General features: G+C 65.2%; 8 protein-coding genes. 6 read left to right on the top strand and 2 right to left on the bottom strand.

Annotation, left to right across the window (positions count from 1 at the left end):
• A partial coding sequence (ligD, locus tag AC1DT2_RS00400) for a non-homologous end-joining DNA ligase (protein ID WP_477293375.1) occupies window positions 1-1,554 on the bottom strand: 1,554 nt, incomplete at its 3' end.
• A 138-nt stretch (window positions 1,555-1,692) separates the two neighbouring features.
• On the opposite strand from ligD, the gene AC1DT2_RS00395 reads away from it, so the two are divergent.
• The 3 genes from AC1DT2_RS00395 (at window position 1,693) to AC1DT2_RS00385 (ending at window position 5,275) form a co-directional block, all read left to right on the top strand.
• Complete coding sequence (locus AC1DT2_RS00395; RefSeq protein ID WP_477293373.1) at window positions 1,693-2,634, top strand: fimbrial protein; 942 nt, start codon at window positions 1,693-1,695, stop codon at window positions 2,632-2,634.
• A gap of 89 nt (window positions 2,635-2,723) precedes the next feature.
• Window positions 2,724-4,412 carry a copper resistance system multicopper oxidase gene (locus AC1DT2_RS00390; RefSeq protein ID WP_477293371.1) on the top strand — a complete coding sequence of 563 codons (1,689 nt, stop codon included), beginning with the start codon at window positions 2,724-2,726 and terminating at the stop codon, window positions 4,410-4,412.
• Window positions 4,409-5,275: a copper resistance protein B gene (locus AC1DT2_RS00385; RefSeq protein WP_477293369.1), complete on the top strand. Its 867-nt coding sequence runs from the start codon at window positions 4,409-4,411 to the stop codon at window positions 5,273-5,275. The genes AC1DT2_RS00390 and AC1DT2_RS00385 overlap by 4 nt, the downstream gene beginning before the upstream one ends.
• 4 nt (window positions 5,276-5,279) lie before the next feature.
• On the opposite strand, the gene AC1DT2_RS00380 is transcribed toward AC1DT2_RS00385, so the two are convergent.
• Entirely contained in the window at window positions 5,280-5,984 is a 705-nt protein-coding gene (locus AC1DT2_RS00380) for an SDR family NAD(P)-dependent oxidoreductase (RefSeq protein WP_477293367.1), read from the bottom strand.
• A 108-nt stretch (window positions 5,985-6,092) separates the two neighbouring features.
• On the opposite strand from AC1DT2_RS00380, the gene AC1DT2_RS00375 reads away from it, so the two are divergent.
• The 3 genes from AC1DT2_RS00375 to AC1DT2_RS00365 all read left to right on the top strand — a co-directional run bounded on the left by AC1DT2_RS00375 (window position 6,093) and on the right by AC1DT2_RS00365 (window position 17,991).
• Complete coding sequence (locus tag AC1DT2_RS00375; RefSeq protein WP_063571570.1) at window positions 6,093-6,998, top strand: LysR family transcriptional regulator; 906 nt, start codon at window positions 6,093-6,095, stop codon at window positions 6,996-6,998.
• A 234-nt stretch (window positions 6,999-7,232) separates the two neighbouring features.
• On the top strand, window positions 7,233-16,259 hold the full coding sequence (locus tag AC1DT2_RS00370; RefSeq protein WP_477293364.1) for a YDG domain-containing protein: 9,027 nt from the start codon (window positions 7,233-7,235) through the stop codon (window positions 16,257-16,259).
• Window positions 16,260-16,317: 58 nt separating this feature from the next.
• The gene (locus AC1DT2_RS00365; protein ID WP_477293362.1) at window positions 16,318-17,991 is read left to right on the top strand and encodes a ShlB/FhaC/HecB family hemolysin secretion/activation protein; all 1,674 of its coding nucleotides are present in this window, start codon (window positions 16,318-16,320) and stop codon (window positions 17,989-17,991) included.
• The last annotated feature ends 93 nt before the right edge of the window (window positions 17,992-18,084 follow it).

Raw genomic sequence — 18,084 nt, 5'->3', positions numbered from 1 at the left:
GTCCACGCGCAGTGCGTTGAGGCTGGGCTGGCGTAGCAGGGATTTGTAGCCGATGCCGCGGTAATAGACCTCCGCGACTGCCGTCGGCGGTACCCAGAGCGCGCCACGCAGCGTCGGGTCGATGGCGTCGATACGCACGGTGGGCTTTGTCGATCCACCCTTGGCGAGCGTCTTGCCAAGCTCGCGCAACATCTCATCGGTAAAGCCCGTACCGACGCGTCCGACATACGTCCAGCCCCCGTCGGCGTCGGGCCGGGCCAGGAGCAGCGAGCCGAAGGTCAGCCGCGAACCCTTTGCCGGCGTGTAGCCGACGACGGCGAACTCGTCACTTTCCAACCGTTTGATCTTCAGCCAGTCGTCGTTGCGTCCGCTGCGATAGCCACCATCGGCGCGCTTGGAGATGATCCCTTCGAGCTTCTGCTCCATCGCCATGGCGAACGCCCGGTCGCCGTCGCCGAGGTTGTGTGCGCTGTAGGACAGCAGCTGGGGTGCATGCGAAAGCAACCTTTCGAGCAAGGCCTTGCGTTCGGTGAGCACGACCTTGCTGAGATCGTAGCCCTGCAGGTAGGGCATATCGAAAAGCATATATGCCAGCGGCGCCTGCATTTCGCCGGACAGTGTGCGTTGCAGTGCGTTGAAATCGCTGCGGCCTTGCGCATCGAGCGCGATGAGTTCGCCGTCGAGGCGCGCGCTCTCCAGCCCGAGTCCTTCGATGGCGGCAACGATTTCCGGCAGCCGATCGTTCCAGGACAGGGCGTTGCGTGACCACAGCGCCACCTTGCCTCCGGCTACGCCGGCGAGGATGCGATAGCCGTCCCATTTCACCTCGTGAAGCCAGGCGTCGCCTTGCGGAGGTGCCTCGCGCAGACGCGCGAGCTGGGGTGCGAAGAACGCGGTCGTCGCTTTCGCCTTGCGCGCGCCGTCGAGCGCGCCTGCGGCCCGGGTCAGGGTGGCCGTCGGTACACGACGGCTCTTCGGGGCCTTCTTCGCAACGACCTTGGCCGGGGCCTTCTTCGTCGCACGACGTGTGCTCTCGCGCATCGTCGTGTCGAGCAGATCATCGGCTTCGACATCGCTCACGTAAGCGTCGTTCGCCTTGATCAGGAACCATGAGGGCTGGCGCTCCTTCTTTCCGCTGCGCACCAGGTGCCAGCTCCCTTTCAGCCGTTCGCCGAACAGTTCGAAGGTGAGATGACCTTTACGCAGCTGCGCCTCGGCGTCGCCGCTGGTGGACCACACGCCGCGGTCGAACGTGTCGACATGGCCCTTGCCGTAGCCCTCGTCGATATCGCCCTCGAAATCGGCGTAGGACACGGGATGGTCTTCGACTTCCACCGCGAGCCTTTTTACCTTCGGGTCGAAGCTCGGTCCCTTGGGCACGGCCCAGCTTCGCAAGACATCGCCGACCTGCAGCCGGAAGTCGAAATGCCGACGCGACGCATGGTGAAGCTGGACAACGAAGATCGCCCGCCCTTTTCCGCGCGAGGAGCCCTCGGGCGAGGGCTCGCGTGTTTTGGCGAAGTTCCGCTTGCGGCGATATTCCTGCAGGCTCATGGCGCGATCATTGGCGGGATACGGTGAATAAGCCGTGCATCTCTCGTGGTGCGCTGACGGCGCCTTTTCAGAATCCTCCGATGGGCACCGCGTGGCGCCGCCAGCAGACTCGACGCAGCCCCCCTCGAAGCCACCGTCATGCCCAGCCGCTACGTCGTCCGCCTCGCCTGCCTGCTTATCCTGTCGTTTGCCGCGCCGGCCCATGCAGGGTGTCTTGGCTACCCTTCCCAGGGTGTCGCACAGATGCTCTCCTTTGGCACGGTTCGTGTGCCTGTCGACGCGCCCGTCGGCACGGTGCTTGCGGAAAAGCTCACGCCGGCATGGACCTCGTCCAAATTCAAATGCCTCTACCCGACGCGCACCTCGAGTCTCGGCCTCTTCACTACGCCCAGCGCGCGCGGCGACGGTATTTACCAGACCAACCTGCCCGGCATCGGCATCCGCACCTATTTCGACAACGGCAACCACGGTGAACGGATCGTCCCGGAGCGTGCGTCCATCCCTTTCATCTTCGACGCGACCCTCGCCAACACGCACTACCGCGTGCAGCTCATCAAGACGGACGCGGTCGATGTCGGCGGCCTGCTGACCCCGGGAACGCTGGCGCGCGGCGGCTATGACGATCACGCCCAGGTCTGGGTGGACCTCGCCAACACGCAGATCGAACCCGAACGGCCCACGTGTGCCTTCGTCACACTCCGACTGACCTTCGCCCTGAACAAGGTCGACGGTCGCGATCTGCTCGTGGCGGGTAGTAGCCCCTGGGTAACGCAGGCGCTGATCTCGACAGGTTGCAGGAACGCCACCCAGATACTCATGAGCTTCAGCGCTCTTGCGGACGACCAGGACAGCTCGCTCTTCAAAGTCACGGGTGCCCATCCCGCCACGGGTGTCGCGGTGGAGTTGCGTAGCGACGAACCCGACGCACAGGTCATACCCAATAGCCCGTCACCGCTTGTCCTGCCAGCGGTGCGCGAAGGACGCAGCTACGGCTTTCGCGCCCGCTATCGCCGCGTCGGCCAGACGGTGGCGCCCGGCGAGGCCAATGCCTCCATCGTGGTCAACGTGAGCTACCGATAGGCCGCACGGAGCCTCCTCCAGAGTTGTCGCCTACCGACGATGGTCGCTACGCTCGGCTTCTTCTCAGCGTTGCGGGCCCGGAAAACGATATGCGCGACCACGGCGAACCGACGATCCATCTACCGCGCCGCCGATTCGTTCAGGGACTGGCGGTTGCCGGCGTCGGGCTCGGATTCGGCGTCGTCCGTCCGGCGTCCGCGACAGAGCCGATGCAGCATGCCGGCGAGCTGGCCGGCCCCGACATGACGCTCCACATTCGTCAGGCCGCCGTCGACTTTACCGGTCGCGCCCGCACCGCCGTCACGGTGAACGGTGGCGTGCCTGGTCCGACCCTGCGCTGGCGAGAGGGCGAGTCCATCACCTTGCGCGTGCGCAACCAGCTCGACACCGTCTCGTCGATTCACTGGCACGGTCTGGTGGTTCCGTTCGACCAGGACGGCGTGCCGGGCCTGAGCTTCGACGGCATACCGGCGCGGAGCGAGTTCACCTATCGGTTTCCGGTCAGGCAATCAGGCACGTACTGGTATCACGCGCATAGTCGTTTCCAGGAGCAGAGTGGTCTTTATGGCGCGATCGTCATCGCGCCGAAGGACGGTGAGCGACAGGCTGCGGATCGTGAGCACGTCATCCTCATCAGCGACTGGACCGACGAAGACCCCGAGCGCGTCTACGCCCGGCTTCGCTCGCGAAGCGACTTCTACAACTATGGCCAGCCCACCGTTGCCGATTTCCTGCGCGACGCGCGTGCGAAGGGCTTCGGCGACGCTATCGCGATGCGTCGCATGTGGAATCGCATGCGGATGAATCCCAGCGACCTCGCTGACGTCTCGGGCGCGACGTACACCTATCTGGTCAATGGCACCGCGCCGGCGGGCAACTGGACCGGCCTGTTCAAGCCCGGCGAACGGGTGCGCCTGCGCTTGATCAACGGCTCGTCCAATTCGATCTTCGACCTGCGCATCCCCGGACTGCGCCTGAGCGTCGTGGCCGCCGATGGCCAGGACGTGGAGCCGGTAGGGGTGGACGAGCTGCGTCTGGCGGCGGCGGAAACCTACGATGTCATCGTCGAGCCGCGCGAAGACAAGGCGTACACGATTTTCGCCCAGTCGATCGACCGCTCCGGTTTCGCGCTCGCCACGCTTGCGCCGCGCGAAGGCATGCGGGCCGATGTGCCGGCACTCGATCCACGGCCGCGTCTGGCCATGCGCGACATGATGGGCTCGATGGGTGAGGACAGCGATGCCGGCGGCACGATGGTGATGGCCAATCACGCAAGCACCGAATACGGTCCGGGCACGGACATGCACGTCGACATGCCGCGAACCAACCTCGACGATCCGGGTGTGGGGCTTCGCGAGCGCAGCCACCGCGTACTCACCTATGCCGACCTTCACACCGTCGGCGGTGCGCTCGACACGCGCGAGCCCGGACGAACGATCGAGCTTCACCTCACCGGCAACATGGAGCGCTTCGCGTGGTCGTTCGACGGGGTGAAGTATTCCGCGGCGACGCCCGTGCATTTTCGTCGCGGCGAGCGCCTGCGCGTGCGTCTGGTCAACGACACCATGATGAACCATCCGATCCACCTGCACGGCATGTGGAGCGAGGTCGAATCGCCCGATGGCGATTTCCAGGTGCGCAAGCACACGGTCAACGTGCAGCCCGCCCAGCAGGTGACTTATGCGGTGAACGCCGACAATCCGGGGCGGTGGGCCTTCCATTGCCACATGCTGTATCACATGGAAGCGGGCATGTTCCGCGAAGTGGTGGTGTCGTGAAGCGCTTCGTCTTTGCCCTGTCAACGATGGGTGCGATGGCATCGGTGATGGCGCAGGATGCGCAAGGCATGCAGGAGATGCCCGGCATGCAGCACGACATGGCACCCATGTCCGGTATGACGATGGGACCGATGCAGGGTGGCAAGGCGCCCGCCGACGCGCGCAGCCCCGACTGGTCCGACGGTGTGCCGTCCAGCAGCATGCACGGCATGGCCATGAACGACATGGACGACACCGCCCCCGTTGGCATGCTGTTGCTCGATCGCCTGGAGTCGTTCGCGGGGCAGGGAGGTCACGGCCAGTCCTGGGAAGCCGAGGGCTGGTACGGCAACGACAGTGACAAGCTCTGGTTTCGTAGCGAGGGTGATCGCGAAGGGCGCCGCTTGCGCGACGGCGATGCCGAGTTGTTCTGGAGCCACGCGGTGGCGACGTTCTGGGACACCCAGTTGGGCGTGCGGCGCGATGTCGGCGAAGGTCCGAAACGAAACTGGGCCGCGTTCGGCGTACAGGGTCTCGCACCGTACTGGTTCGAGTTGGAAGCGACAGCGTATGCGGGGGAGGGCGGTCGTACCGCCGCACGCGTGCGCGCGGAATACGAGCTGCTGTTTACCCAGCGCCTGATTCTCCAGCCCGAGCTTGAAGTGAACGCGTACGGCAAGGACGATGAGCAGCGGCAGCTTCGCTCGGGCGTGTCGAGCGTTGAAGGCGGTTTACGCCTCCGCTACGAAATCCGCCGCACTATCGCGCCTTACGTTGGCGTGTCCTGGGAACATCTCACCAGCGGCACCGCCGACCTGGCGCGCAACGACGGTCGTCGTATCACCGACCGTCGCTGGGTGGCAGGCATCCGTTTCTGGCTCTGAGCCCTTACCAGGGCAGGGTCTGGCCCTGGTAGTTGACGTAATGCGCGCCGGCCTTGCCGCGGTGTGCCTCGATCACGTCGACCACGCGCGGAATGCTTTCCTCGATCGACAACGCCGCATCGGCGCCGCCCATGTCCGTACGCACCCAACCGGGCGCGATGGCAAGCACCGCCCGCGGGTCGCCCTTGCGGACATTGGCGAAGCTCCGCAGCATCTGGTTCAGGGCCGACTTGCTGGCGCGATACACCGTCCAGGCGCCGTCCACGTTGTTCTCGATGCTGCCCAGCCCGGACGACATCACGCCGAGCGTGCCCGAACGAGGCACCAGGGATTCGAACGCCTCGAGCACGCGCATTGGACCGAGCACGTTCGTCGCCATCACATGGGCGAACTCCTCGTCGGAAATGTTKGCGCCGTTCGCGTCGCGCGCCTGGGTCATCACGCCGGCATTGACGAAAACCAGGTCGAAGGCCGTCCCGTCCAGCGTGCGGCGCAGCGCATCGATGTCGCTGCCACGCGCAATATCGGCGTGCTCGACGCGAAGGCGGCCATCCGACGCGGTAACGAGGTCGGCTAGCGCGGCCGGGGTGTCGCCACGAACGGTCGCGACGACATGCCAGTCCCGGCGCAGGTATTCCTCGACCAGGGCGAGCCCCAGGCCGCGGCTCGCGCCGAGGATAAGAGCGATACGTGCGTGTGAGGCGTTCATGGGGAGACTCCGGGGAAGGGATGATGGACAGCTTAGACGCCGCGATCTATTGACGGAATATGCGCCGAGGCAGATCTTTCGTGACTCACGATCACGAGTCGTCCCCTTATGTCCTCCGATGGCCGCCTGCTCGGCAACCTCAGCGTTCTCGTCTCCGTCGTCGAGACGGGCAACTTCGCGCGTGCGGCCGACGCCCTCGGGCTTTCCCCCTCGGGGGTGAGTCGCGCGATCAGTCGGCTGGAAGAGCGGCTGGGCGTGCGCGTGCTTCACCGGACCACCCGTTCGGTGACCCTGACCGATGAAGGCGAGCGTCTGTATGCGCAGGTGGGACCGTTGCTGTCGGGCATCGAGGACGCGGCCCTCGCCGCCGCCGGCGACTCGCAAGCCGTGCGTGGCCGGCTCCGGGTCAGTCTGGACGCGATGTTCGCTCGACAGGTCATCGCGCCGCAGCTCGCCGCCTTCCTGGCCCGCCATCCGGCCCTGGAGCTGGAGATCGTCACCCGCGACGAGCTTGGCGACCTCGTCGCCGAGGGTATCGACGTGGCCGTCCGTTTTGGCGTCCCGCCCTCTTCGTCGCTGATCGGCCGCAAGCTGCTCGAAACCCGGGTGCTCACGGTCGCGGCACCGGCCTACCTGGCCGTGCATGGCCGGCCGGCGGCACCGAAGGATCTCGTGAACCACCGCTGCATCCAGTTCCGCGACCCGGTCACGCGGCGTCCCTTCGAATGGGAGTTCCATCGGAAGGGCAAGGTCGTGCCCGTCGAAACGACCGGGCCCCTACTGGTCACCGACTCGGGAATCATGTTCGCCGTGTGCATTGCCGGCGCGGGTATCGCGCAGGTGCTCGCGGTGAGCGTGCAGGACGCCCTGGCCGATGGTCGCTTGGTGGAACTCTTTCCGGACTGGGCAGAGGAGCGTTTTCCCCTGTACGCCTTCTACCCCTCGCGGAAAAACTCGCCGCCCAAGGTGCGGGCCTTCGTCGACTTCTGCGTCGAGCTCGCGTCCCCGCACTGAGCCACATCGGTCACTGGCTACCCATTACATCCGGGTAAATACATGAAGAACGCGACCTTCTTCACAACTTAAATGTGATGCACATCACACTTATCGGCTAGCATGCCGCAAACGCGCATGTGTCGAAACGGCACGGCGCGGCCCGCAGGGGGGCCCTATAGCAACCATCTCGACTCGGCTGACGCTGGGTACGCCTCTGCTTATCGCACGCGCTCACGACCGAAGGTTGCTCGAATGAATCGTATCTACCGTCTGTGCTGGAATGCCGCCACTTCGCAGTGGGTCGCTGCCAGCGAACTTGCTCGCAACAGCCGTCCCGCGGCGCGGTCCGCTTCGGCGTCGAAGGGCCTTCGCGCCGCCTCGATCGCCGCCAGCATCGCAATGGCGCTCGGCGCCGCTGGCACCGTCCATGCCGGCCAGACCGGCGGGCAGGTCGTTTCCGGCAGCGGTGCGATCAACCAGAACGGTGCGATCACCACGATCAACCAGAACAGCCAGCACCTCTCGCTGAACTGGCAGACCTTCGACATCGCGCCCAACGAGACCGTGAACTTCGTGCAGCCGGGCAGGGATGCGATCGCGGTCAACCGGATCCTCGGCAACAGCGCGTCGGAGATCTACGGTCATCTCAACGCCAACGGCCAGGTGTGGCTGATCAATCCGAACGGCGTGCTGTTCGGCCAGGGCTCGCAGGTGAACGTGGGTGGCCTGGTGGCATCCACACTCGACACCTCCGACGACTCGCTTTCGTCGAACTCACGCAGCTTCAGCGGTAACGGCAAAGGCAGCATCGTCAACAAGGGTTCGATCCGCGCGGCCAACGGCGGCTATGTCGCGTTGCTCGGCAACACGGTATCCAACCAGGGCACGATCAGTGCGCAACTGGGCACCGTCGCCATGGGCGGCGGCAGTGCGGTCACGCTGACGTTCGACGGCAGCCAGCTGCTTCACCTGCAGGTGGACCGCAGCACGCTGGATAACCTCGTCGAGAACCGCCAGCTGGTGCAGGCCGATGGCGGCCGTGTGTTCATGACGGCGGGCGCGGCGGATTCCTTGCTGGCCAGCACGGTCAACAACACCGGCGTCGTCCGTGCGCAGACGGTGGAAAACCACAACGGCCAGATCGTGCTGCTCGGTGGCATGCAGGCCGGTCACGTGAATGTCGAAGGGACGCTCGATGCGAGCGCACCGAACGGCGGCAACGGCGGCAGCATCGAAACCTCGGCGGCCTTCGCGCATATCGGCGTGGCATCGATCAATGCCAGCGCACCCCGAGGCAAGGCCGGCACATGGCTCGTCGATCCGTATGACCTGACCATCGACGCGACGGCGGCGGCGACCATCTCGGCGGCGCTCAACGGGGGTTCCAACGTCACCGAGACGACATCGGCCAACAGTGCCGGCGGCGACGGCATCCAGAACGCTTCCGGCGTCGGCGACATCAACGTCAACTCGGCCATCTCATGGAACAACGCGGCCACGACGCTCACCCTCGACGCGTACCGTGGCATTAACGTCAACGCGGCGATTTCCGGTGCGGGTGGCGTCGTGCTGAAGGCCAACGGCACGGGCGGTACCGGCGGTAACATCACGCTTGCCGGCGGCGGCACGATCGCCGGTGGCACCGGCGTGACGCTGACCGCAGCGAACAACTTCATCAACAACGCCGGCGCCGCCGCGCTGAGTTCGACCTCGGGCAAGTGGCTGGTCTACTCCTCGGACCCGTCGCTGGATACGCGCGGCGGACTCGCCCCGCAGTTCATCCAGTACGCGGCCAATGCGGGCGCCTCGCCGCTGGGCAACGGTAACGGGTTCCTCTACAGGCTGGCGCCGACGCTCGCCATCACCGGCCTGACCGGCACGGTGACCAAGGTCTACGACAACACGAACGCTGCCAGCTTCTCGGGTGCGAATTTCACCAGCACCGGCCTGGTCGACGGCAACAAGATCACCGGTGCCACCGGCGGCACCTATGCGACGGTCAACGCCGCCTCGAACATCTCGGTGACCTCGCCGGGCGCGATCGGCAACTTCAGCATCACCGACAGCACGGGCGCGATCGCCGTGTACGGCTACGCCCTGGGCGGTTCGGTCGTCAGCGCGAAGGTCGGCCGTATCACGCCTGCGCCGCTGACCGCGCAGATTATCGGCAATCCGACCAAGACCTACGACGGCACCACCACGGCCACGCTCGGCTCAGGCAACTACGAGGTCGACGGCTTCGTCGGTGGGCAAGGCGTCACCGTGAAGCAGCCCAGTTCGATCGCCTATGCCGGCTCCGACGCGGGCAGCGTAGCGCTCAACGCCACGTTCTCGGTAACCAACTTCACCGCCAACGGCGGCACCAACCTGGCGAACTACATCCTGCCGACGGTCGCCACCGGCATGGGCACGATCAACCGGGCGCCGCTGTTGATCAGCGGGTTGCTGGCCAGTAACAAGATCTACGACGGCACGACGAGCGACATGATCCTTCTCGGCGGCGCCAAGCTGTTCGGTGTGATCCAGCCGGACAGTGGCCATGTGGAGCTCGACACCACCGGCATCTTCGGCAACTTCGCCGGACCCAACGTCGCCAATGGTATCGGCGTGACAGTCGGCGGTTATGCGTTGACCGGTGACAAGGCGAGCAACTACGTCCTGCAGGCACCGACCGGCCTGAGCGCGAATATCACACCCAAGACGCTGACCATCGACCAGGTCACCGCCAACGACAAGATTTACGACAACACCAAAACCGCCACGCTGAACACGGGCGCCGCCACGCTGGACGGCACGGTGGGCAGCGACAACGTGACGCTCAACACGGCCGGTGCCACCGCCACGTTCGGCCAGACCGACGTCGGCAGCGGCCTTGCCGTGACTGCCAGCGGTTTCTCGCTGGCGGGAACAGCCGCTGGCAACTACATGCTGGCCGCGCCCGTGCTGACGGCCAGCATCACGCCGCAGCTGCTGACCATCGTCATGACCGGCAATCCGACCAAGACCTATGACGGCACGAATGCCGTCACGCTGGGTGGCGGCAACTTCTCCATCAGCGGGTTTGTCTCCGGGCAGGGCGGCACGGTGGGCCAGAGTTCGGCCACCTATGCCACCGCCAATGCCGGCAATGGCATCGATGTCACCGCCACCCTGCAGCCGTCGGACTTCGTGCCGGTCGGTGGCACCTCGATGTCCAACTACACGTTCGCACGGACCGTGACCGGCCTTGGCCTGGGCGTGATCAACCCGCTGCAGTTGACCGGCCAGATCGTCGGTAACCCGACCAAGGTGTATGACGGCAACACCAACGCCGCCCTGGCGGCGTCGAACCTGCAGGTGCTTGGCCTGCTGTCGGGCCAGAGCATCACTGCCAGCTTCAGCGGCACGGTGCCGGGCCAGTACGACAATCCAAACGCAGGCGCGCGCGGTGCCACCGCGGGAGTACTTCCCGGCGCGGACTTCACGGCCGGTAGCGGCACGCTGCTGAGCAACTACATCCTGCCGACCAGTTACCTGGGCTCGGGTTCGATCACGCCGGCGCCGCTGACCGGTGCCTTCACCGTGCTCAACGTCGGCATTGTCAACGCGAGCAAGGTCTACGACGGCAACTTCAACATCGGCTTGCTGCCGGCCAACTTCACTCTGAGCGGGTGGGTCGGCAGTGACAGTGGCGTGGTATCGCACACGATCAATGGCACCTTCGGCCAGAAGAACGTGGGCACGGACCTTCCGCTATCGGCCGAGCTCTCCACGGCCGATCTGACGCCCGGTGGCAGCACCAACCTCTCGAACTACGCCATCAACACACCGGTGCTGGGCATCGGCAACATCACGCCGGCACAGTTGACAGTATCGATCGTGGGCAATCCGACCAAGACCTATAACGGAAGCATCGATGCCGCGCTGGCCTCGGGCAACTTCAGTGTCGGCGGCTGGGTCTCGGGCGAGAGCGGCACGATCAATCCCAGCGCGACCRCCAGCTACGACAGCGCCAATGCGAGCGCGCTCAACGGCCGTACCATCAGCGCAACGCTGACGCCGGGTAATTATGTCCTCGGCAACGGCACGCTGCTTTCCAACTACAACGTCGATCTGGTCGCCACCGGCACGGGCACGATCAACCGCGCGCCGCTTTTCGTCACCGGCGTGTTCGCGACGAACAAGACCTACGACACGACCGCGGCCGACACGCTCAACGTGACAAGGGCCGGCCTCGCCGGTCTGGTGGATACCGACGCCGGTAACGCCTCCAGGGTCGCGCTGAACCTGTCCGGTGTGACCGGCAGCTTCAGCCAGAGCAATGTGGGCAATGGCCTGACGGTCACAGCAGCCGGCTTCGGTATCACCGGCAGCGAGGCGGCGAACTATATCCTGCAGCCGGTCGCCGGCCTGATCGCCAACATCACCCGCGCCACGCTCACGCTCGGCGGTGTGACGGCTAACGACAAGACGTACGACGGCAATGCCAGTGCGACGCTTACGATCGCGGGCAATGCGGCGCTGAACGGCATTTTTGCCGGTGACACCGTGGGCTTCGACGGAGGTAGCGCATCGGGCCAGTTCGGCACGTCCAACGCCGGTAACAACCTGGGCGTCACGGTCGGCGGGTTTACCCTGAACGGCGGCAGCGCCGGTAACTATCAGTTGCAGCAGCCGACCGGCCTGACCGCGACGATCAACCCCAAGCAGCTGACCGCGGTCATCACGGGCAGCCCGACCAAGGTCTACGACGGCACCGATTCGGCCACGCTGATTGCGACCGATTACGACCTGCAGGGCTTCGTGGGCACGCAGGGCGCTTCCATCCCGCAATCGGCTACCGCCAACTACGTCACGAAGAATGTCGGCACCGGCCTGGGCGTCGCATCCACCCTGGTGACCTCCGACTTCGTCGCCAACGCGGGGACTGATCTTTCCAACTACATCCTGCCGACCACGGGCGCGGGCAACAATGGCGTGATCCAGTCGAAGGTGATCGACCTTACCGGCACGCGCGTGTACGACGGCACCGCGACGGCCAACAGCTCGCTGTTCGGCGTCCTGCAGGGTGTGAACGGCGAGACCCTCGGCGTCACGGGCAGCGGTACGCTGGTCGACAAGAACGTGGGTGACGAGAAGTCGTTCCTCGCCATGGGCAGCCTCGCACTCGCCAACGGGGGTAACGGCGGCCTGGCCAGCAACTACACGCTGGTCGGCGGCATCGACTGGGTGACGATTACCCCGAAGGCGCTGACCGCCGATTTTCTCGCCAATGACAAGACTTACGACGCCAACACTGCCGCGACACTGACCGGTCCGGCCACGCTCGATGGCCTGGTCGGCGGCGATCTCGTCACGCTGAACAATCCGACCGCCGCGCATTTCTCGGACAAGAACGCCGGGTCGGGCAAGACGGTGACGGGTGACATGTCGATCACCGGCGATGATGCCGGTAACTACACCTTCACCCAGGGCACGACGACGGCGTCGATCGACCCGCTGCACATCACGGTCGCCGCAACGGGCAAGGACAAGCAGTACGACGCAACCACGGCCGATCCGGGTGCCACGGTACACAGCGGCGGTGTGATTTCCGGCGACACCGTCGCGTTCGGCTTCAACCAGGCCACGTTCGGCGACAAGAACGTCGGCAACAACAAGACCGTGACGGTAACCGGTGTCACCAGCGGCGGCACCGATGGCGGCAATTACGTGGTCGACAACACCACGGTGACGACCACGGCGAACATCACGCAGCGCGTCATCAACCTGAGCGGGACGCGCATCTACGACGGCACGACCGATGCCGATGCCAGCCTGCTTTCCTCCGGCGGTGTGCTGTCGACGGGTTTCGCAGGCGAGACGCTGACCCTCGCGGGTATCGGCGTGACCGACAAGAACGTCGGCAACAACAAGGTTTTCACCCTCGGCACGCTCAATCTCGGCGACGGCGGAAACGGTGGCCTTTCCAGCAACTACACGCTGGTCGGCGGTACGGACAGGATCACCATCACGCCTCGCGCGCTGACCTCCACGTTCGACGCCAACGACAAGACCTATGACGGTACGACAGCTGCCACGCTGGCCAATGCGGCACTCGTCCTGGCCGGCGGCTCGCTGACGAGTGGCCTGATTGCAGGCGACCAGGTCTCACTGACCAATCCGACCGTGGGAACGTTCGACAACAAGAACGTCGGCGTTGGCAAGACCGTCACCGGCAACATGAATATCGCCGGGGGTGACGCCGGCAACTACACCTTCACCAACGGGACTGCGTTGGCTGATATCGCCAAGTTCGCCCTGACGGTGGGCGCGCAGGGTAAGGACAAGGTGTACGACGGTACGACCAGCGACCCTGGCCTCAAGCTGACCAGCAATGCGATCGCCGGTGACAACATCACCCTTGGCGACACGTCCGTCGCGTTCACCGACAAGAACGTGGGTAACGGCAAGACGATCAATGTCGGTGGTATCTCCGTAAGCGGCGGTGACGCGGGTAACTACGACCTGCAGAACACCACGACCACCGCCACGGCGAACATCACGCCCTTCGTGATCAACCTGCACAGCAGCCGCGTGTACAACGGCCAGACCGATGTCAGCTCGCTACTGTTCGGCAGTGGCGTGGTCAACGGCACGAACGGTGAGACGCTCACGCTTAGCGGCACCTCCAACGTTGCCAACAAGAATGTCGGGGTGAACAAGGGCTTCAACGGCGTCGGCGACATGGCCCTGGGCGACCTCGCCGGCTCCCTGGCCAGCAACTACGTGATCGGCACGTCCACGCTGGACATCACGCCGCTGGCGATCACCGGCGCGATCACGGCCGATGGCAAGATCTACGATGCCACCACCGCAGCTACCACTCATGGCGTGCTCACCGGCGTCATTGGCAGCGATGTCGTCGCCTTTAATACATCCGGCCTGTTCGATACCAAGAATGTCGGTACCGGCAAGACCGTTACCGTAAACGGTGCGCTTTCCGGCGGCGATGCCGGTAACTACACCTTCACGGCCAATGCCACGACGACGGCCGATGTCACCCCACGGACGATCGTCGTGGGTGCCACCGCCGACAACAAGGTCTACAACGGGAACGACGCCGCCGTGGCCACCCTGGCCAGCAGCGGCATTCTTGGCACCGATACGGTGAACTTCACCGGCAATCCGGCCACCTTCAGCGACAAGAACGTCGCCAACGGCAAGACCGTCACCGTCAACGGCATCACGGCGACCGGCACGGACGCCGGCAACTACGTGTTCAACACCGTTGCGCAGGCCCTGGCCAACATCACACCGCTGGCGATCACGCTCGATCTCACGGCGCAGGACAAGATCTACGACGGCACCACCGCGGCCGTCACAACCCTGGGTAGCGCAGGCGTCCTGGGTACCGATACGGTCGTATTCAGCGGTGACCCAGCGACCTTCAGCGACAAGAACGTCGCCAATGGCAAGACGGTCACCGAGAACCATATCGTGGCCAGCGGCGCCGACGCGGGGAACTACTCCTTCGTCAACACCGCGACGACCACCGCCAACATCACGCCGCTGACCATCGTCGTCGGCGCCACCGCCGACAACAAGGTCTACGATGCCAACACGACCGCCAACGCCCAGGTAGGCAGCAGCGGCGTGCTGACGGGAGACACGGTGGACTTCGCCGCGGGCTCGGCCAACTTCGTCGACAAGAACGTGGCGAACGGCAAGCAGGTCGACGTCAACGGCATCACCGCCTCGGGCGCCGACGCAGGAAACTACCTGTTCAACACCGCGGCGCAGACGACGGCGAACATTACCCCGTTGAACATCGTGGTCGGTGCCAGCGCGAGCAACAAGGTCTACGACGGCAATAACTCGGCGGTGGCAACGCTCGGTAGTACCGGCATCCTCGGTACCGATACGGTGAACTTCACCGGCAATCCGGCCACCTTCAGTGACAAGAACGTCGCCAACGGCAAGACCGTCACGGTCGGCGGTATCGTCGGCAGCGGCACCGATGCCGGCAACTACACCTTCAACAACGTCGCGCAGACCACCGCCAACATCACGCCGCTGGCGATCGTCGGTAGCATCGTCGCGGGTAGCAAGACCTACGACGGAAACACCAGTGCGCAGACCAGCGGCACGCTGGCCGGCGTGATCGGTGGTGACCAGCTCGGCGTGAGCAGCAGTGGCAGCTTCGCGGACAAGAACGCCGGTAACGGAAAGACGGTGAACGTGGCTGGCGTACTCACCGGCGCGGATGCGGGCAACTACACTTTGACCACCAATGCCACCACGACAGCCGACGTGTACAAGGTCGTGCTGAACCTCGATGGCACGCGTGTCTACGACGGCGGTACGGCGGCCTCGTCCGGCATGTTCGGCAGCGCGGGCGTGATCGCCGGTGTGGCCGGCGAGAGCCTGATTCTCAGCGGCCAGGGCGTGCTGGCCAGCAAGAACGTGGCGACGAATCGTCCGTTGGCGGGTCTCGGCTCGCTGGCGCTGAACGACGACGGTGCGGGTCTCGCTTCCAACTACACCCTCGTCGGCGGAAACCATATCGCGACGGTGACGCCGTTGGGCATAAGCGTCGGCATCACGGCGGACGACAAGGTCTACGACGGCAATACGGGCGCCGCGACGCACGGTGTGCTCAACGGCGTGCTCGGCGGGGACCAGGTGAGCCTCGCGACCCATGGCACCTTCAGCGACAAGAATGCGGCCAATGGCAAGACGGTGAACGTCGACGGCACGATCGCCGGTGGCGATGCGGGCAACTACACCCTCGTCGTCAATCCCACCACCACGGCCAGCATCACCAAGCGCCCGGTCATCGTGGACGCACAGGGTACGGACAAGTTCTTCGACGGCAACACGACGGATCGCGCCACGCTGTCGAGCAACGGCATCCTTCCTGGCGACGTGATCGCCTTCGGCGCAGCGACTGCGCTGTTCGGCGACCCGGCGGTGGGCCGCGGCAAGGCCGTCTCGGTCGATGGCATCTATGCCACGGGCGCCGATGCCGGTAACTACGCGTTCAACACCTCGGCGCAGACCACCGCCAACATCAACCAGAGCTCGTCGCAGGGTGCATCGGCCATCGCGTTGACGCAGCTCGACGCGGTGCTGGGCCCGGACGTCATCGCGACGCCTTACGGTGTCGCCTCGAACGTGACCGTCGGCCCGTTCTCGGGTAACCACAAGAAGACCCGCCAGCCGATCGAGAAGAACATCCAGCGCGCGGACTTCGTGCCCGGCCTCTCCTTTCAGGTCGTCGATGGCGGCGTGCGGCTCCCGGCGGACGCGATGCAGTGACGCATCGCACCGTCGCGCATGACCTCATTCACTCTTTCGTATCGGCTTCCTGATGACCATGGCAAATCTTCCCAAGCGCGCCGCGAACCTTCTTGGCGCATGCATCCTCCTCGCACTGACCGCCACGGCCACGGCACAGGTGCGCCCGCCACAGAGCGGTGACCTGCTTCGCCAGGTGCCGGTGGCACCGCAGCCGAAGAAGGCCGACGACACGGGGCTCAAGGTCGTACCGCAGGCCGCGGCCGACCAGGGCGACAGCGCGCCGTTCCATGTCACGACCATCCAGATCACGGGTGCGACCCTGATTCCCGTCGAGACCCTGCACGCACTGGTCGCGTCGGGCGAGGGCAGGGACATCACGTTGCGCGAGCTCAATGCGCTCGCCGACCGGATCACCGCCGAGTATCGCGCCGAGGGTTACCCGCTGACACTCGCTTACGTGCCCGCCCAGACGCTCAGCGGCGGTACGGTACGCATCGCCGTGCAGGAAGCGCGCCTGGGCAAGGTGGTGCTCGAGAATCACAGCGTCACGCACGACGGCCCCCTGAAGGCGACGCTGGATCCGCTCACGAGTGGCGCGCCGATCACCTCGCACGGCTTCGATCGCAGCTTGCTCCTGCTGGGTGACATTCCGGGCGTGATGGAAACCTCGGCGCTTCGCCCGGGCGACGAGCCGGGCACCTCGGACCTCGCCGTACGCACGGACGACCGTCCGCGTTACACGGGCTTGGTCGCGCTCGACGACTACGGTAACCAGTACACCGGCCGCGCGCGGCTGACGGGTACGTTCAACGTCAACGGCCTGCTGCACCAGGGCGACCTGCTCGATGCGACCGCGCTCTCGGCGGGTTCGAACATGAACTACGGTCGCCTCGGTTATCGCTATCTCCTCAACGGCGAAGGCACGGTGGTCGGTGCTTCCGTTTCATCGCTCGACTACAAGCTCAAGGGCGACCTTCGCGTGCTCGACGCACACGGCACGGCACAGGTTGCCAGCCTGTTCGTCAGCCAGCCGATCATCCGCTCCACCGACGGCAACCTCTACGGCCAGCTCGGTTACGACCGCCGTCATCTCAACGATTCGATCGACATCGTCGGCGTGCGGACGTTGCGTCACACCTACGGCTGGACCGCGACACTGGCCGGCGACCAGCGCGATGCGCATGGCGTGACCAACTTCAATGTCGCCGCGACCTACGGCCTGCTCGGTTTCGATGACGCCTTCGCGCAGTTCATCGATGCGATCAGTGCGCAGACCCGGGGCCACTACCTGAAGTACACCGTCTCGGTGGCGCGCCTGCAGCAGCTGTCGGAGAACAATGCGATCTACCTCGGTTTCCAGGGCCAGTGGGCGAACAAGAACCTCGACACGGCCGAGCAGTTCTACCTGGGCGGTGCCAACAACGTTCGCGGTTACGACACCGGCGTGCTGGCCGGCTCCCAGGGGCAGATGGTCAACCTCGAGTTCCGTCGCAGCCTGCACCTGGGTCTTCCCGGCACCTGGACGGCGCTGGCTTTCGCCGATGCCGGCCGCGTGAACCTCTACAAGGATCGCTTCGCACCGGGTACGAACAGCGCGCACATGCAGGACGTCGGCCTGGGCATGCGTTGGCAGGGCGACGACCAGTGGTCGTTGAGCGCCGATGTTTCGCATCCGATCGGCGTGCGCCCGGCGCTGGCCGGCGAGGCGCACGATACACGCGCCTGGGTGCAGATTCAGAAAGGCTTCTGATCGAGATCGTCGTCCCGCTTTCGTGGGAGCCGACTCATCGGCGATCCCGCGGCAGCGGGCCAGGGTGCCGCGAGTACCCATTCGCCGATGAAT

Source organism: Luteibacter sp. P4_E6 (assembly GCF_056401535.1).
The sequence above is the reverse complement of the archived record's forward strand: the minus strand, read 5'-3'. Positions and strand labels throughout refer to the sequence as shown.

What these genes read in the sequence shown, in the direction of transcription:
- AC1DT2_RS00365 (WP_477293362.1), top strand. Translation starts at nt 16,318, where the DNA reads ATGGCAAATCTTCCCAAGCGCGCCGCGAACCTTCTTGGCGCATGCATC.
- AC1DT2_RS00390 (WP_477293371.1), top strand. Translation starts at nt 2,724, where the DNA reads ATGCGCGACCACGGCGAACCGACGATCCATCTACCGCGCCGCCGATTC.
- AC1DT2_RS00375 (WP_063571570.1), top strand. Translation starts at nt 6,093, where the DNA reads ATGTCCTCCGATGGCCGCCTGCTCGGCAACCTCAGCGTTCTCGTCTCC.
- AC1DT2_RS00395 (WP_477293373.1), top strand. Translation starts at nt 1,693, where the DNA reads ATGCCCAGCCGCTACGTCGTCCGCCTCGCCTGCCTGCTTATCCTGTCG.